15 protein-coding genes and 1 riboswitch are annotated in these 15,395 nt (G+C 39.2%); all 15 genes read right to left on the bottom strand.

What is annotated here, in order from left to right:
* Positions 1-21: 21 nt before the first annotated feature.
* From MKY04_RS01390 to cobJ, 15 genes are read right to left on the bottom strand one after another with little or no spacing between them, the layout of a single operon-like run.
* Positions 22-1,251, bottom strand: coding sequence for a CbiX/SirB N-terminal domain-containing protein (locus tag MKY04_RS01390; RefSeq protein ID WP_346235196.1), 1,230 nt, complete (start codon positions 1,249-1,251; stop codon positions 22-24).
* Between the two features lie 37 nt (positions 1,252-1,288).
* The gene (locus tag MKY04_RS01385) at positions 1,289-2,770 is read right to left on the bottom strand and encodes a cobyric acid synthase (RefSeq protein WP_126292495.1); all 1,482 of its coding nucleotides are present in this window, start codon (positions 2,768-2,770) and stop codon (positions 1,289-1,291) included.
* A gap of 20 nt (positions 2,771-2,790) precedes the next feature.
* A complete protein-coding gene (locus tag MKY04_RS01380; protein ID WP_346235195.1) occupies positions 2,791-3,327 on the bottom strand; it encodes a cob(I)yrinic acid a,c-diamide adenosyltransferase in 537 nt (178 codons plus the stop codon).
* Between the two features lie 12 nt (positions 3,328-3,339).
* Positions 3,340-3,900, bottom strand: a complete 561-nt coding sequence (locus MKY04_RS01375) for a nitroreductase family protein (RefSeq protein WP_126292457.1) — start codon at positions 3,898-3,900, stop codon at positions 3,340-3,342.
* Complete coding sequence (cobA, locus tag MKY04_RS01370; RefSeq protein ID WP_126292456.1) at positions 3,897-4,673, bottom strand: uroporphyrinogen-III C-methyltransferase; 777 nt, start codon at positions 4,671-4,673, stop codon at positions 3,897-3,899. Before cobA ends, MKY04_RS01375 begins: the two co-directional genes overlap by 4 nt.
* Positions 4,670-5,311 (bottom strand): precorrin-2 dehydrogenase/sirohydrochlorin ferrochelatase family protein, encoded by a 642-nt coding sequence (locus MKY04_RS01365; protein ID WP_126292455.1) that lies wholly within the window; start codon positions 5,309-5,311, stop codon positions 4,670-4,672. Before MKY04_RS01365 ends, cobA begins: the two co-directional genes overlap by 4 nt.
* Positions 5,308-6,666: a cobyrinate a,c-diamide synthase gene (locus MKY04_RS01360; RefSeq protein WP_346235194.1), complete on the bottom strand. Its 1,359-nt coding sequence runs from the start codon at positions 6,664-6,666 to the stop codon at positions 5,308-5,310. The genes MKY04_RS01365 and MKY04_RS01360 overlap by 4 nt, the downstream gene beginning before the upstream one ends.
* Positions 6,667-6,677: 11 nt before the next feature.
* Complete coding sequence (locus MKY04_RS01355; protein ID WP_126292453.1) at positions 6,678-7,799, bottom strand: cobalt-precorrin 5A hydrolase; 1,122 nt, start codon at positions 7,797-7,799, stop codon at positions 6,678-6,680.
* Positions 7,792-8,577 carry a precorrin-4 C(11)-methyltransferase gene (cobM, locus tag MKY04_RS01350; protein ID WP_346235193.1) on the bottom strand — a complete coding sequence of 262 codons (786 nt, stop codon included), beginning with the start codon at positions 8,575-8,577 and terminating at the stop codon, positions 7,792-7,794. Before cobM ends, MKY04_RS01355 begins: the two co-directional genes overlap by 8 nt.
* A complete protein-coding gene (gene cobI, locus MKY04_RS01345; RefSeq protein WP_126292451.1) occupies positions 8,577-9,284 on the bottom strand; it encodes a precorrin-2 C(20)-methyltransferase in 708 nt (235 codons plus the stop codon). The genes cobM and cobI overlap by 1 nt, the downstream gene beginning before the upstream one ends.
* Positions 9,277-10,473 carry a precorrin-6y C5,15-methyltransferase (decarboxylating) subunit CbiE gene (gene cbiE, locus MKY04_RS01340; RefSeq protein ID WP_126292494.1) on the bottom strand — a complete coding sequence of 399 codons (1,197 nt, stop codon included), beginning with the start codon at positions 10,471-10,473 and terminating at the stop codon, positions 9,277-9,279. The genes cobI and cbiE overlap by 8 nt, the downstream gene beginning before the upstream one ends.
* The gene (locus MKY04_RS01335) at positions 10,454-11,587 is read right to left on the bottom strand and encodes a cobalt-precorrin-5B (C(1))-methyltransferase (RefSeq protein ID WP_126292450.1); all 1,134 of its coding nucleotides are present in this window, start codon (positions 11,585-11,587) and stop codon (positions 10,454-10,456) included. The genes cbiE and MKY04_RS01335 overlap by 20 nt, the downstream gene beginning before the upstream one ends.
* Positions 11,588-11,589: 2 nt before the next feature.
* The gene (locus tag MKY04_RS01330) at positions 11,590-12,249 is read right to left on the bottom strand and encodes a precorrin-8X methylmutase (RefSeq protein ID WP_126292449.1); all 660 of its coding nucleotides are present in this window, start codon (positions 12,247-12,249) and stop codon (positions 11,590-11,592) included.
* Position 12,250: 1 nt separating this feature from the next.
* Positions 12,251-13,018, bottom strand: coding sequence for a precorrin-6A reductase (cobK, locus tag MKY04_RS01325; protein WP_126292448.1), 768 nt, complete (start codon positions 13,016-13,018; stop codon positions 12,251-12,253).
* Positions 13,019-13,028: 10 nt separating this feature from the next.
* Positions 13,029-14,687: a precorrin-3B C(17)-methyltransferase gene (gene cobJ, locus MKY04_RS01320; protein WP_185807603.1), complete on the bottom strand. Its 1,659-nt coding sequence runs from the start codon at positions 14,685-14,687 to the stop codon at positions 13,029-13,031.
* A 175-nt stretch (positions 14,688-14,862) separates the two neighbouring features.
* A riboswitch (cobalamin riboswitch) is annotated at positions 14,863-15,040 on the bottom strand.
* Positions 15,041-15,395: the final 355 nt, after the last annotated feature.

Raw genomic sequence — 15,395 nt, 5'->3', positions numbered from 1 at the left:
GTACTTAAAGAAATTTTATTATCAATGGTGATGATGGTGATGATGTACATGGCCATGTTCCTTAGCATATACACGATAATCTTCTAAAACCTTCATTCCCTTTGAAGTACCATTCATAGCTTGCTCAGCACGCTCGACTAAGACGCTTTGCAGTTTTGGATGATAACCGAAATATTCGGCTATTTCAATACTGGTTCCAGAGTATTGCGCTGCAGCCTTTTCCTGCATTCTCTTCATTCGCTCCATTAAAATTCCTGTAAATAAGAAATATGGGAGCATAATAATGCGCTTAGCACCTAGGTTTACGCAGCGTTCAATTCCTTCTTCAACAGTTGGAGTTGTAACTCCCATAAAGGCACACTCAACCCACTTTACGTCAAGCCTTTCCCATAACAACCTAGAAATTTTGTAAAAGTCTCCATTTGCCTCAGCATCACTGCTGCCACGTGCAATTAACAAGATAGCCGTTTCTTCATGCTGTACATCTGAATCGAACCCTATTTCTGCTAATCGAGTTTTTAAAATTTCAAAAACTTCTTCATGGATACCAATCGTTTCACCATAAGTGAAAGTGATGTGCGGGAAATGCCCTCTTGCATGCTCAATTTCAGCAGGAATGTGGAGTTTTGAGTGACCTGCATTTAATAGGATTATAGGAACAACATGAATTTCCTCTGTACCTTTTTCAATGCATAGCTCGATGCCTTCTTCTATATTTGGTGAAGCGAATTCTAAAAAGCAAGTTTCCACTATAATACCTGGTTCAATCATATAGGTTGTTCGATTAACAAATTCGCGTACTTCATCATTACCTGCCTCTAGTTTGCTTCCATGACCAACAAAAAGAATAGCTTTTTTCACTTTATGATCTCCTTCACCTTTTTTTCGGTTCGCCGCCTTATCCTTAGAAATGCCCTTTACTGATTTGCTGTCTGGATTTTTCACTAAGCCTTGCTGTCCAAGACGATAAATTACATTTTCTGTGGCAACCTCTTCATGAACTACTTGTTTTGCAACATCTATATCTGGCACTCGGTACCACGTCGCATCCGGATACGAAATAACGATACATTTATCTTTGCAGCGACCATTACATCTAGTTCTTGAAGTATGTATTTTCGCATCAAGTTGATTTTTCGCAATTTCCCGGCGAATTTCCTGCGTTACTTCCTCAGCACCGGCCCTCATACAAGTACTTCCATTACAAATTAATAAATGTCTTTGCATACCGTCTAAATCCCAAGTTGTCACCTTTATCCCTCCTGCTGTATAAAAAATACTCAATAAATCATTGCCCTGTTTGCTGCAAAATGCTGTATAACTTGTCCATATCTATATGCTCCCGTACATGGCTTGCTAATAGCTCATAAGCTTCTTCACGCATTTGTAAGTCGCTTTTAACATTAGAAGGAAGCAGCTGAAGATTCTTTTTACCGCGCAGCTCATTTACAAGAGTTCTCGTATAAAGTCTATTGTGGAATATTCCATGTAAATACGTTCCAATTACTTGTCCATCTTGGCTTATCGCTCCATCTATCCTACCGTCTTCCAACTGCAAAAATGGCTTCGCATCATTGCTAAGTGTTGTTCGGCCTAGATGTATTTCGTATCCTTCTACATCTAACTCCAAAGCCGTAATTTTCCCTTTAACTTGAACGGTCTTTTTATTAGGAGTGAAAATTGTTTGAATTGGCAGAAGTTGCAACCCATCCTCGGTGCTCCCTGAACCTTCAATACTATCTTCATCTATCAATACTTCTCCAAGCATCTGATAGCCTCCGCAAATTCCGAAAATTTTCGTTCCACGGGCATGCAATTTTTGTATTGCTGTATCAAAGCCTCTTTCTTTTAACCAAACTAAGTCGTCCATTGTGTTTTTCGTACCAGGTATTATAAGTAAATCTGGTGCGCCTAATTCCTCAACCTTCGAAATAATCCTTACACCAACTTCAGGCTCTTCGAAAAACGGATCAATATCAGTAAAGTTTGAAATACGTGGCAATCGAATCATTGCAACATCTACAGCAAATTCACCCTGCTTCGGCTTCTTCAGCTTTAGAGAGGATAAAGCAAGAGAATCTTCCGCCTCTATATGAACATCGATATATGGAATAACACCTAGCACCGGAATTCCAGTTTCTTCCTCAACCCATGTTAAGCCGTCATCAAGTAATTCCTTCATTCCACGAAACTTATTAATTAAAAGTCCTTTAACTCGTTTACGTTCCTCTTCATCTAGGAGCGCTAATGTCCCAACAATTGATGCGAATACTCCACCGCGATCAATATCTGCGACTAAAATAACGGCTGCATCTGTTAGATGTGCCATTCTCATATTGGCAATATCTCGTTTTTTTAAATTTATTTCTGCAGGACTGCCCGCACCTTCTAATACAATAATGTCATAGCTTTGCTGTAATCTTTCAACAGATTCGCGGACAATTGGCATTACCTGTTCAACAAAATCATTACGATACGTTTTAGCATCCATATCTATATAATGCTTGCCGTGTACTACAACCTCAGACACCATGTCTTGCTTTGGCTTTAGCAAAATTGGATTCATATCAGTTGTTGCTTTTATACGTGCTGCCTCTGCCTGTACACCTTGGGCACGTCCAATTTCACCGCCATCGCTAGTAATATAGGAATTTAACGCCATATTCTGAGACTTAAATGGTGCTACACGGTAGCCATCATTCGAAAAAATTCTGCATAACGCCGTGCAAATTACACTTTTCCCAACATCCGAAGAAGTTCCCTGTATCATAATTGCTTTCGCTTTTTGCACTAAAATTCAAGCCCCTTTACCGCTGGAATTTCCTCATCATAATAATGTTTAGTTGGCTCAATTGTAGAAACTAAATCAGCTATTTCTATTATTGATGGATGTGCGTCTCTTCCAGTTATCACTAAATGCATAGTTGCTGGCCGATTATTAATTGCCTCGATTACCTCTTCCCTTGGCAAAACATCATCAATAGGGAATCTATCAATGGCAAGTGCGTTATTCAATTCATCGAGTACAAGCAAATCAATTGATTCATCTGCTAACGCTTCTTTTACCTTTTCCCATGCGATTTTAAGAGCTGCTCGGTGCTCCTCTGGTGTTTTGGTCCATGTAAAGCCTGTTCCAAGCTGCTCTGTTTCAACACCTAATTTAGCAAGTGCAATTTTTTCTCCATATGTACGTTCTGGAGATTTAATAAATTGCATAAATCGCACATTTAAACCACGACCTATAGCCCTTAAAGACACACCTAATGCAGCAGTGGTTTTTCCTTTGCCATCTCCTGTATAAACTAGTAATAAACCTTTACGTGCCACAGCTATTCCCCCTTATAACCAGGTAGTTTTTTCATTATAATCCGTACGCTTCTTTTCTTCAGTTGGTTTTTCTGCTGGATAACCTATAAAAATAGTACCTACTACCTGTTGATGAGAGGGTGCACCAATAAAATCATGTAATCTTTGATCATGTACTAAGCCGACACCGCGAGTACGCCAAACAAATCCTAAACCTAACTCCTCAGCAGCTAGCCACATAGACATAATCGCACTACAAACAGCAAAGATATTATCCTTTGTAGCGTCTTCATCACCTTCTACTTGATCTGCAGTTACAACAATAACAACTGGGGTTGTCTGAATTACTTTTAAAGAGCTTTCAACAAGATTAGGCTTTGTTGGGAAGCGCTCAAGTAAATATTCCTTTGCTACTTCTTCGTACCGTTTAAGGGATTCTCCCTGCAAGACATAAAAATGCCAAGGCTCTCGTAAACGATCATTTGGCGCATATGTTGCAACCTTTAATAATTGCTCAATCTTTTCTTTTTCTACAGGTTTATCCGTATAATTACGAACCGCTCGTCTTCGTTTTAATGCCTCGATTACGCTCATTTCAACGCCTCCTGTTGTTTCTGAAATTGTTCCTCAAACCAAGCAATTTCTTCTCTCACCTTAACGACTTCGCCAACGATAATCATCGAAGGATTTTTGTATCCTGATTGTTTTATTTGGGCTGTGATTGTTTCTAGTGTCCCTGTTAAAGTACGCTGTTCTTTAGTCGTACCCCATTCAATAACAGCTACTGGGGTTGTATGAGGACGACCATGTTTGATTAATTGAGCAGAGATATGTTCAATATTGCCTATACTCATATAAAAGGCGATTGTGTCAATTCCATTCGCCAAAGCATTCCAATCTAAAAAGTCATTCCCTTTTTCTTCTCGGCCATGTCCGGTTACAATAGCAAAGCTAGTAGCATAATCACGGTGAGTTACTGGGATGCCCGCATAAGCCGGTGCAGCAATTCCTGCAGTAATACCTGGTACAATTTCATAGGGTATTCCCGCTTCCGCTAATACCGCTGCCTCCTCTGCACCACGTCCAAACACAAATGGATCGCCGCCCTTTAAGCGTACAACGGTCTTTCCAGCGGATGCCTCCCGTACAAGTAAACTATGAATCTCTTCTTGAATAAGGCCATGCTTGCCTGGTTCTTTTCCGCAATAAATCAATTCTGCAAGGGGTTTTGCTTGATTTAGCAACTGTGTATTAACTAAACGGTCATAGGCTATAACGTCTGCCTGTTGAATACATTCAAGCCCGTAAACTGTAATAAGCTTCGGATCGCCTGGCCCAGCGCCAACAATATAAACTTTTCCTATCATGATGTTTTTTCTCCGCTTAAAAGTTGTTGTAAATATTGATGGCAACGCTCAATGTTACCTTGTTGTATCCATTCATGAAGTCTCGAATCTAATAGTTGTTGCAACACCGTTTTACGTTCCTCTCTGTCTGTGATGGCGCTTTTTACAATGTCACGCGCCTGCTTTAAAAAATCTACATATTGGGCGTAACTTTCGTCGAACTGTACTTCTAGTTCCTTTTTAATTTTGCGCGTTAGACTTGGACTTGCTCCCGAGGTGGAAACTGCAACAACAAAATCTCCACGCCGAACTACAGCCGGATTAATAAAATCTATACGACTTTGTGCATCAGCACGGCTTAACAGCTGCCAATGCTGTGTAGCTTCTTCAACTGCATCGTTGATTGCTTCACTATTTGTTGCTGCAAAAATTAGAGAAGCGTCATCTAAATCTTTCGGCTCGAATACCTTTTGGCGCCATGTGATATTTGGCTTTTCTAGCAATGGAACAATACTATCTTGAACTTCTGGACTAACGACAATAATGTTTGCCTTTGTTGGAAGAAGTGCCATTAGTTTCTGATAAGCTACATGACCACCACCTACAATAACCACTTTTTTATAATCGAGATTTAATAATACTGGAAATAGATTTGTCATACTTTCACCTTCTTACATGCATCAATCCAATTATCAATAAGCTTAGGATTGGATGCAAAATGGAAATGTGTATACCCTGCAACTAGACACGCCCTTTGATAGCCCTCGTCTTTCATGCCAAAGCGTCCCTTTGTTTTATAGGCAGGTGCATCATGCTTCCCAACGTATTTCGAGTAATGGAATTCATGGCCTTTTGCACTTTCTTCTTCGCTTACTAAAAAGTTTCCAGCAACCCCAGTAATTTCTCGGTATCCTAATGCAGCAAGTTTATCCTGCATTACTACCTCTCCTGGAATAACACCAACCATCTCGCGGCGCTCACCCGATGTAGTTGTAATTGCCTCTGTTAAATACATATAGCCACCACATTCCGCTAACGTTGGAAGCCCTTTGTTTATTGCTTTCCGAATTGATTCTTTGGCAATTGTATTCGACTCTAGCTGCACCGCATACTCCTCTGGAAAACCTCCACCAATATATAGACCATCAGCATTTGTTGGAACAGGTTCATTTTGAAGCGGTGAGAAAAATACGAGATTTACACCCTTAGCACGCATCAACTCTAAGTTTTCTTCGTAATAAAAATTAAAAGCTTGATCTTTTGCAACCGCAATTGTTAGTCCTGTATTCTCTTGTTGCTTAAATAGCTGTCCTGCCTCGTTTAAAACTTCAGCCTTTGTTAATTCTAGCAATTGTTCTAAATCAACGGTTTCAGCAATAAGTGATCCTAATTTCTCGAAAAATGAATCCAACTCGCCGCGCTCAATTGTTGGGATAAGACCTAAATGGCGACTTGGTATCGATAAAGTTGGATCCTTTTTTAAATAACCAATAACAGGTACTTTACATTCCTGCTCTATTGCCGCTTTCACCAGTTCGAAATGCCCAATGCTTCCGACTTGATTAGCAATGACCGCAACAATATTAGGTTTTTCTGATAATGTTTGAAATCCCTTAACAACTGCAGCAACACTTCTTGCCATACTTGCTGTATTTACAATTAATACAACAGGACTTTTTGTAATTACGCTAATCTCTGCAGTTGACCCCGTATCTTCTAAAGGACTTTTTCCGTCGTAAAATCCCATGACACCTTCGATAATTGATACATCCGCATGTCTACTAGCGCGGCTTACAATATCAATGACTGTCTCATGATTTAACATCCAACTATCAATATTGCGTGAAATTCGGCCCGTTACAGCTGTATGGTAAGTTGGATCAATATAGTCTGGCCCACATTTAAACCCTTGTACTTCAAGACCTTTTTGCTTTAAGGCATACATTAAACCTATTGTAAAGGTTGTTTTTCCAACGCCACTTCCTGTTCCACCAATCACAAAACGGTTCGTCAAAAGACTCCCTCCTAAAATGATAAACGTGCAACGCTAATCGTTACGTTGCCGCTTTTCTTTTTCTGCAGCAATAAATCAGAAGTTTTTGCATAACGCATAGCTGCAGGCTCGCTGACACCGTAAGCACCTGTAAATTTAAATACCGTTTCTGAAGGATTTGGAAGAGGCATTTCATTTAACTCGGCAGGTGTGTAAGTTACAAATTCCCAGCCATACTTTTCAGTTATTGCTAAAAAACAAGATTCATCTTTTTTTAAGTCAATCGTACAAAGCGCCTTTACACTCTTCTTCGAAAGCTGCAACTCTATTAATGTTTCATCAATTACAGCCTCGACTTCATCAAGAGAGGTGCCTCGATTGCATCCCATGCCTAGTACAAGCGATTTCGGACGATATACGACTCCGTTTTCTAGCAAAATTTCTTCACTCGGCTGAAGGAGTCGATCTGTAATAATTAGAGAGGCTTGGGGCTCTGCTTGAATCGCATCTTTTATGGTTGGGTAGATAATGATTTCTTTCGGCATAGGTGTTTCATGCATCCACCAATTTTTTTCACCTGTCTCCTGGACAATTGCTACATGCTCCTCATTTACTACTGAAGCACTGACAGGGGTAAGTTTTTCCTCGCTATCCCACACCCAGCCAAAACGAGCGCCGAATAAATCAACAGGTATCGTTTTTTGTACATCTGATGCAGTTGTAATAACAGCTTTTGCTCCCATTACGTTCGCAATTTCATGGGTCAAAGCATTTGCACCGCCTAGATGCCCTGATAAAACACTAATTACATGTTCACCGCGGTCATCAATGACTACTACTGCCGGATCTTTCTTTTTATCTACTAAAATTGGTGCAATCATTCTCACAACAGCACCTAGTGAGATTATTAAAATTAAACCTTTGTATTGTTTAAAAAGAGCCGGCAACAATAAACGTACTGATCCGTTAAATAACTGAATGTTGCGTTCCTCTTCATCACCTTTTGTAAATTTCCCCATATAATAAAGGTCCGCACTCGCAAAGGATTGTTGTAATTCACGCCCCATTTGGACACCATGTTTTGTAATGGCTACAATTGCATATGGATGTCGAACATGGATGTCTGGTAGAATACCTTCCTGTAACTCAATCATTTACTTTCACGCCTTTTCTAAAGCTATGTGTAAAGCTTGCATCATATAGTTTTGAACGATATTCTTTTTTATCGTGTATATCTGGATCAAGGGCCCAACCCGCTAAAATCATTGCATGTTTACGAATGCCATTAACACGCATTGCTTCATCTAATTCACTTAATGTTGTGCGAACAATTTTTTGGTCTGGCCAAGTAGCACGCTGAATAACAGCAACAGGCGTATTATCTGCCCACCCTGCTTCCTGCAGCTCTTTGACTATTTTCTTTGTTAAAGTAGCGCTTAAAAATAGTGCAATTGTACAATGGTGGCTAGCAAGCAAACGCAATTTCTCAAACTCCGGTACGGGTGTCCGTCCTTCTGCACGTGTTAAGATAAGTGTTTGTGTTAAATCTGGTATTGTAAGTTCTGCTCCAATAGCAGCTGCAGAAGCAAATACAGAACTAACCCCGGGAATAACTTCATAACCAATGCCGTGGGTTTTGAGTAATGCAACTTGTTCCATAATTGCACCATACATCGCAGGATCTCCGGTATGCATTCGTGCAATCATTTTTCCATTTTTCACCCGGTCAACCATGATATTGACCATTTCCTCTAAATGCATTCCAGCTGTTCGAATTATTTCTGCGCCCGGCTTGGCTTTTGCAATCAGTTCCTCATTCACCAAGGAGTCTGTATACATGACGACATCTGCTTTTTGCAAGATTTCCAGCCCTTTTACCGTAATTAAGTCTGGATCACCGGGACCCGCTCCAACAATCCAAATTTTATCCATTATTTACGCACCACCATTAGTGTTAAGTATTCTAAATCTACTCCATCAAGCTCATCTACATTCCAAACAACTTCTTCTTCTGAAGTTACTTTTGTTACGACAGCAGCGTTCTTTACTAAATTTAAATCACGCAAAACTTGCAGCATTAAATCAATAACTTTCGCTACTTTAAGGAAGACAACAGCATCGTTACTTTCTATAGCATTTCGCATCGCGTCATAGTCATCTACTGCAGGTATGATTGCTAAATGATCATCCCCATCCGCCAAAGCAATACCGAGTCTAGCCGAAGTTCCATTAATTGAAGAGATTCCAGGTACTACTTGAATCGATACATCTGGATGTTTTTCTTGCATTAGTTTCATCATATGAATAAACGTACTATATAAAAGAGGATCCCCTTCCGTTACAAAAGCAACGTCTTTTCCCTCACTAAGTTTTTCGTAAACTAGCTCAACAGATTTTGACCATTCACGTGCTAAGATCTCTTCGTCTTTCGTCATTGGAAAAACAAGTCCAAGCATGTCCTTTTCTTGTGGATTGATATATACATCTACAATACGATGTGCATAACTTTTACTTCCCCTTAGTTTTTTTGGGTAAGCAATTACCGGAGATTCTTGTATAATTCGAAATGCTTTTACTGTAATAAGTTCTGGATCTCCTGGTCCAACACCTAACCCATATAAAGTGCCCAAATTAGTCATTTTCTTTATCCTCTCGATACGCTGTAATTATATAAATCGGATTTAGCGGTACAAAACGAGTCATATCTAAAATTGGCTTACTACGTGCTAGTTGTGCTTGTAAAATAGAAACTACACAGCCATTTTCTTTTAACGTGGTTACCGCTTTATATAAATTTTCAATTGTCGCAGCATTCATTACTAGTTTTCCATTTTTCTTTAATCGTTTTGTACAAACCTGTAAAAGCTCCTCCATTTCTCCACCAGAACCGCCGATGAAGATTGCATCAGGATCAGGGAAGGTTTCTAAACCCTCAGGAGCCTTTGCATGAACCGTTGTTAAGTCAACACGGAATTTTTGCTGATTAAGCATACAGTTTTCTAAATCAGGGGCATTCTTTTCTATAGCAAAAATTTGCCCTTCCCTTGCTATTTTCCCTGCTTCAATCGCTATTGACCCTGTACATGTGCCGATATCCCAAACAATGCTAGATGAATGAAGCTCCATTGCTTGTAAGCTTAGTACACGAATTTCTTTCTTTGTAATGAGTCCTTTATCCGGCTTTCTTTGGGAAAACTCCTCATCATCGATGCCCAGTGGATACTGCTTTGGTTTAGTCATTGCCTTTAAAATGACAACATTTAGGGGGGAAAAGGATTGTGTCTCCATTTCATCAAGTGAATACCAACCCACCTTTTCTTCCGAACCATCTAAATTTTCAGCAACAAATGCTTTATATTCATTCATGCCAAAATGCTTTAAATAACTGGCGATAGCGTTTGGATTATTCACTTCGTCGGTGAGTATTGCTACTTTTTCCCTTCCATCAATCCGCTGTGCGAATCCTTTGATGGAACGACCATGTAAGCTTGTTAAAAAAGCATCTTGCCAGCTTTCTTTCATTCGTGAAAATGCTAACTGTATAGAACTCATTGTTGGATAGATTTCCAGCGGCAGCTTTTTTGCTAGAAACCCGCCTATACCATAAAATAGTGGATCGCCTGAAGCTAAAATAACTGTCGACCTTGTTTCCTGTTGAAGTGTTTCAACAAGCTTTGAAAGTCCGCCTTTAATCGTTATTTTTTCTCCTTTATAATAAGGAAAAAATTCAAGCACCCGTTCACCACCAACAAGCACCTCACTGTCCTCTATCCATTGTTTATATTGTGGCAATAGCCCTGTTGTACCGTTATCTCCAATTCCAATCATCTTGATCGATTGTTGCAATATTCTCAGCCCTCCCTAATAACTCACCTTTCATTGAATAGATTGATGTTGAAATCGTCATGCCCTCTTTAATATGGTTTAATGACTCATAGCAGCATGATTTACAAAGGAGGTCAAAAAAACGGGTGTAACCTTTCTCTAACATCAAATCTCCTACTTGTGATGCAGTGTTTGCTGTTAATACCTGTTCAACTATTTCATCTGAAGCACCAGAAATTTGAGCTAATTTTGCTAAAAACTCAAAATTTATCGGTGCACTTTTGGAATGAACCATCATTACTCCCTGCGCTACCTTTGAGAATTTCCCCATCATACCAACTAGAGATACTTGCGGAATACTTTGCTTTTTACAATGCTTTAAAGTAAAACCTACAAAGTCCCCCATTTCGATAAAGGCTTCTTCTGGCAAATGTGGGTATTGTGCCATAGCAAATTTCTCACTTCGACCACCTGTTGTGATTACAAGGTGGTCGCAGCCTGCTGCCTTTGCAACACTGATTGCTTGAACTATACTAGCCATATAGGCTGAACTTGAAAAAGGAACAACGATGCCCCTTGTCCCTAAAATTGAAATGCCGCCAATAATCCCAAGACGTCCATTGAGAGTCTTTTTTGCAATTTCTTCTCCATCAGGCACTGAAATAATTACCTCAACTCCGCATTTCACTCCGTATTCATCAATTATCTGCTGCACCGTTGAAAGAATCATTTTACGTGGTACTGGATTAATAGCTGCCTGTCCTACTTCAACTGGCAACCCTGGTTTTGTTACGCGTCCAACCCCAATGCCTCCATCTAAATGGATTCCTGGGGTTTCAACAAATCGTACAGTACTTAATATCCTTGCCTGATGTGTTGCATCTGGATCATCTCCAGCATCTTTGATTGTTTCGCAAGTAACTTTACCTTCTTCAAATGTGCATGATTCAATCGTAAATGTTGCATCCTGTCCAATTGGCAGGTGAATGGTTGCTTTTTTTTGTACTTCATTTGTTAATAGGGCCATTAATGCTGCCTTTGTAACAGCGGTCGCACATGCTCCAGTTGTAAATCCATTACGCATTTTTTTTGGATCTTTTTTATCGCTACTAACCATAATTATTTTTTCGCTCGTTCATCCGCTAATATAGAAATAGCATTTAATGCAGCAACTGTAACTGTGCTTCCACCCTTTCGACCTACATTTGTAATAAATGGAATACCCTCTAATTTTGCAAGTTCTGCTTTTGACTCAGCAGCTGAAACAAATCCAACAGGCATTCCAATAATTAAATCAGGCTTCGCAACTCCTTCTTTAATGAGGCGGATTAGTTCTAATAATGCAGTTGGTGCATTTCCAATTGCATAAATACCCCCTTCATTTTCTCGAACTGCTTTTTGCATCGAAATAATAGCTCGAGTAGTATTTTGTTCCTTCGCTTCTTTCGCTACATCTGGATCGGCAATATAACAATGTAAATCTCCCCCATGTTTTTGGAATCGTTTACGTCCTGATCCACTTTCTATCATTTGTACATCGGCGATAACATGACGACCTGCTAAAATAGATTGAATCCCTGCCTCGATTGCATCTGGAGTAAACATTACACTGCGTCCTAATTCAAAATCAGCAGATGCATGGATAACTCGTCTAACTACTTTCCACTGGTCATCCGTAAACGAGTGCTCTCCCATTTCTTCTTCAATAATAGAAAAGCTATAGTCATAAATTTTATCCGGGTCAACTGTTAATGGTGTAAAGTCTGTATTGAAATTCAACTTAAATTCCTCCCAACTGTTTTAGTGCTTCTTCTACTTCTTCGAAAGTTTCATATTGTTGTCCATATTTAATTTGTGGACGTTTTATTAAAACAATTTCGATACCACATTCTAATGCTGCTTCAATCTTTTCATCTACGGAGCCCACTTTTCCACTTTCCTTTGTAACCATCACTGTTACTCCGTACTGCTTGTAAAGTGCTGTGTTTAATTCTTTAGTGAATGGCCCTTGAATTGCTACAATATCTTTTTGTGCTATTCCTAGCTCTTGACATTTTTCCATATTTTCAGTATTTGGCAGCATACGGGCAATTACTCGAATTCCTTCTTGTCCATTAAGTACATCTGTGAATGTCTTTAGCGTTTTACTACCTGTTGTAAGCATGATTGTTCCGCTTTTTTGCAACGCTAATTGCGCCGCCTGCTGATAACTAGCTACTTCAGTAATTAGAGAGTGTTGATAATGCTCTTGCTTTCGTTCGAACCGAATATATGGAATGTTAAGAGCTTGAGCTGCCGCCATTGCTTGTTTTGATGCTTCTTCTGCAAAAGGGTGGCTTGCATCTAAAATACAAGAACAGTTATTTTTTACACATAAAGCTTGCATCTCTTCTGCAGTCAACCTTCCGATGTGATGTGGAATGTTTTCTTCTGCAAGACTATCCGCAGCTGATTGTGTAACTACCGTCGCTAACAACGAGTAACCTTTACTTTGCAAGAGAACAGCGAGTGCCCTTGCATCACTTGTACCTGCTAAAAATAAGATCATCGCTAACCTCCTAATCACCGCATGGAGCCGGCTCAATTTTTATCTTGCTACCCATCTCTTGGTATTCGAAGTTCAAAATCTTCTTCACCCGTTTAAAATATTTAAATAATCGTTCGTTAGGATGGGCATTTTGTTTATATTCATTAATAATGTCTGTAATTAGCGGTAATAATTGTTCTGGTTCCAACCCCTCTACAACAGGCTGTGCAGCGTGTGCAGTCCGTCCAACTGGTTTAGCTCCTAGGAAAATATCAAACTTGTTTTTTCGATACACAATTCCGATATCATCGAAAACTGCACGGTAACAGGCCATCCCACAACCATTAAAGCCAATGTTTAATTGTTTTGGTAGATTCATGCCGCCAAATTTTTCTTGAAGCGCCTCTGCATATGGAATTGAATCGGCCTTTTCTCCGTAGCAGAAATCACACGCTTTAATGTTTGCAACATCTCCTATTGGAGCAATTAAAAACCCAACTGATTGCAGCTTATCGGTAATCGCTGTCGGATCAGTAGTAGGAATTTTTAGGTGAATTTGATGTTCAGGTGTATACTCCATTGTCCCTTCTTCACCAACAATATCAGCGAGTGTTCGCATCTGTTCCGGGGTAAAGAATTTATTTGCTACTCCTGGACTTACTGCAACTTCAAAAATCGACTCAATCGCCTGTTGTACAATTTTTTTCTCCTGTACTGCTGTCGATGAACTACCTTTTGTTAAGAGTGAAACTGCTAATTGAGCCATTTCCAGTGAAGATTTTTTCGGTTGCTGAATTGATTTTTCTTTAGGCTTCCTTTCAATACGCTCATACCCCGATGGTGCCTCTCCTGTTTCCTGATCCATTGCCCAAGGCTCTGCCTCTTTTTTCAAGCGTTGATGTGGGCGCAATGCCTGCTTTTCCTCACCCAGTGTATATTTTCTTTGGTAGCCCCGAGGAGTAATCATTTTATTGTCATAAAAGAAGGTTGTTGAATTTCCAACAATAACTGTAGTTAACATGCCGATATCATGATCCAACATTTCTGCCAACGTTGTTATAACAATATTTTGACGGTCGCGATAAGCACTTTTTACTAGTCCAACAGGTGTATCAGGAGATCGATACTCTAGTAAAATTCTCTGCGCTTCAACTATTTGTCTTGTTCTTCTACCACTTTTCGGGTTGTAAAATGCAATAACAAAATCAGCCATGGCAGCGGCTTCAATTCTTTTTTCAATCAATTTCCAAGGTGTTAAATGATCGCTTAGACTTATCGTGCAAGAGTCATGCATAATTGGTGCACCTAGTAAACTAGCACAGGAATTAATAGCTGAAATTCCAGGAACAATTTCAACCTCAATCCCTTCCTTTTCTGTCCATCCAAGCTCAATTAAAACTTCATACACAAGCCCTGCCATTCCATATACGCCTGCATCACCGCTGGAAATAACAGATACGATTTTTCCGGCTTCTGCTTGTTTAACTGCTTCCTGTGCCCGAGAAACCTCTTCAGTCATTCCGGTGCTAATAATTGATTTAGCTGTAACAAGATGTTCAATAAGCTCGACATATGTTTTGTAGCCGATGATAAATTCACTTTGCTGCAAAGCGTCTATTGCCCGTTTTGTAATATGTTCATAATCCCCTGGACCAAAACCAACAACGAAAATTTTCCCTTTTTGCAATATGATTCCTCCTTAAAATCCATATATTAAATACGTCTCTTTACCATCTCTTAAAGAAGGTATCTTAATAGAAAAAGGCCTTTACTCTCGGAAGGGAGTAAAGGCCTGATCATTCATATAAGAACAAACAAAAATAGTATAGTATACTACTTTACCTAAACTTCTCCCTCCGAAAAGTTTGATTAAACGTTATCAAGCAGGTTTCCTGACTTAAGCTTCGTTTTACTCTCACACCTTCCCAAATTTATGGTGGCATTGTGATTTCATCAGCAATTACAGTAGCGGGGGCTGTACCAGATTTGCACTGGTTTCCCTTTTACCTCGAAAAATCGAGCACTTAATAACCTATTTAGTTGTAAAATAATAGTATGAATTAAAAATATCATATTACAATTATAATAAAAAGAATAATTATCTATTTTTTAAAAAATATAGAAAAATGGAAATCTTAATACTGCACTGCAGTACAGCGCTATCAAATGAATTTTTTTGTAAATGATGACTAATCCTAAAATGAAAAAGTATGCAATTCCTATGCGTTCTCTCAAGCTATAAATTAGAGTTATCCCCAAACGTCCCCAAATAAATAGTAAAAATTTCTACCTATAATAAAGAAAAAGCTGCTCATTTTCAAAGGTAAAAATGAGCAGGTTCTTATTGACTATTTCATATTATTAGTGTAGTAAGCTTTTAAGAAAACAGAGATTTTTA

The organism is Lysinibacillus telephonicus (genome assembly GCF_039654155.1).
Classification (GTDB): Bacteria; Bacillota; Bacilli; order Bacillales_A; family Planococcaceae; genus Ureibacillus; species Ureibacillus telephonicus.
This window is presented reverse-complemented; position numbering and strand designations above follow the sequence as displayed.

Excerpts from the sequence above, each read along its gene's own strand:
- MKY04_RS01355 (WP_126292453.1), bottom strand. The coding sequence starts at position 7,799 with ATGATTGAGTTACAGGAAGGTATTCTACCAGACATCCATGTTCGACAT.
- cobM (WP_346235193.1), bottom strand. The coding sequence starts at position 8,577 with ATGGATAAAATTTGGATTGTTGGAGCGGGTCCCGGTGATCCAGACTTA.
- MKY04_RS01365 (WP_126292455.1), bottom strand. The coding sequence starts at position 5,311 with ATGACAAATCTATTTCCAGTATTATTAAATCTCGATTATAAAAAAGTG.
- cobK (WP_126292448.1), bottom strand. The coding sequence starts at position 13,018 with ATGATCTTATTTTTAGCAGGTACAAGTGATGCAAGGGCACTCGCTGTT.
- MKY04_RS01385 (WP_126292495.1), bottom strand. The coding sequence starts at position 2,770 with ATGATACAGGGAACTTCTTCGGATGTTGGGAAAAGTGTAATTTGCACG.
- MKY04_RS01375 (WP_126292457.1), bottom strand. The coding sequence starts at position 3,900 with ATGAGCGTAATCGAGGCATTAAAACGAAGACGAGCGGTTCGTAATTAT.
- cbiE (WP_126292494.1), bottom strand. The coding sequence starts at position 10,473 with ATGATTGGAATTGGAGATAACGGTACAACAGGGCTATTGCCACAATAT.
- cobI (WP_126292451.1), bottom strand. The coding sequence starts at position 9,284 with ATGACTAATTTGGGCACTTTATATGGGTTAGGTGTTGGACCAGGAGAT.
- cobA (WP_126292456.1), bottom strand. The coding sequence starts at position 4,673 with ATGATAGGAAAAGTTTATATTGTTGGCGCTGGGCCAGGCGATCCGAAG.
- MKY04_RS01335 (WP_126292450.1), bottom strand. The coding sequence starts at position 11,587 with ATGGTTAGTAGCGATAAAAAAGATCCAAAAAAAATGCGTAATGGATTT.